The sequence below is a fragment of the Rhodoferax sp. RT5P35 genome (genome assembly GCF_056521385.1).
Window position 1 is genome coordinate 1 of record NZ_JBWMAX010000211.1, and the last position, 1,223, is coordinate 1,223.

Annotated in this window: 1 protein-coding gene and 1 pseudogene; both read left to right on the forward strand. The window is 63.3% G+C overall.

Features of this window, described 5'->3' with window-relative positions; all coding sequences use genetic code 11:
• A pseudogene (locus AC097L_RS25040) lies at window positions 1–410 on the forward strand (carbohydrate ABC transporter substrate-binding protein); the annotation flags it as partial.
• A gap of 153 nt (window positions 411–563) precedes the next feature.
• Window positions 564–1,223: carbohydrate ABC transporter permease (locus AC097L_RS25045; protein WP_479589418.1), on the forward strand; the 660-nt coding region annotated here is incomplete at its 3' end.

Below are 1,223 nucleotides of genomic sequence, written 5' to 3' on the forward strand. Positions count from 1 at the left end.
CCAGCGCCTGCTCCGGCATGCCCGGCGGCTCGGCCTGGGTGGCGCTGAAGACCACCAAGTCGCCCAAGGAAGTGGCCCAGTTCCTGGACTTCATGGCGCAAGAGGCCAACGTGGCCGAGTTCGCTTCGCGCACCAACACCATCCCGGCCCACGCCGAAGTCGCCAAGCGTGGCCTGGCCTACACCAGCGCAGGCCCTGCCGCCAAGGCCGCCCTCACCGTGTTCACCAACGGCACGCCCACCGTGGCCCCCGCCGCCTATGCGCTGCAGGGCTACAAATACAACCGCGCCCTGATGCTGCCCACCGTGACCCGCGTCACCCAGGCCATCGTCGGCGAGATCAGCGTGGACGAGGCGGTCAACAAGATCGGCACCGACATGGCCGAGGCGGTCAAGCAGGCCGAAAAGTAGGCTCTGAGCTGCTTGGATGCTTTTCAGGCCTCCCGTGCTTATGGATAGAGCGTGAGCAGCTATTAATTTTGTAGTGTAGTGAGAAGCAAACCCCTGCCGTTGCGGCGGCGGGGGCGATGCCTGCGCCTGCGCAGGCTGCTGGAGAGGAGATCTATGTCTGTGTTTCTGCGCCTTCTGGGCTTGTTTTTCAACCTGTTCGAGCCGGTGTTCCGGCTGGGGCAGAAGTGGCTGGGGGCCTCGCGCATCGGCTGGCTGTTTGTGGGGCCGAACCTGCTGATCATCAGCATCTTCACCTTCCTGCCCATCCTCATCAACCTGGTCTATGCGGTGACCGGTGGGGTCAACCTGCTGCCCACGCAGCGGCCATTTGTGGGGCTGGAGAACTTCAACATCCTGCTGGAATGCCGCGACTACAGCGACCTGCAAAGCTGCCGCACCGACATCTTCTGGCGCTCCATCTTCAGCACCATGAAGTTCAGCGGCATCCAGGTGGTGCTGATGCTGTTTTTCTCGCTGGTCACGGCCCTGGTGCTGAACCGCAAGATCATCGGCCGGGGCTTCTGGCGCGGCGTGTTCTTCTACCCGGTGCTGCTGTCGCCGGTGGTGGTGGCGCTGATCTGGAAGTGGCTGCTGCAAAGCCAGGGCGTGTTCAACGCGGGGCTGGTGGCCATGGGCTCGCAGCCGATGGACTGGCTGCTGGACCGGCACTGGGCCTTCTTCTGGGTGGTGGTGGTGTCCATCTGGGCGCACATGGGCTTTTACACGCTGATCCTGCTGGCCGGTTTGCAGATGATCCCCAAGTCGCTGTACGAA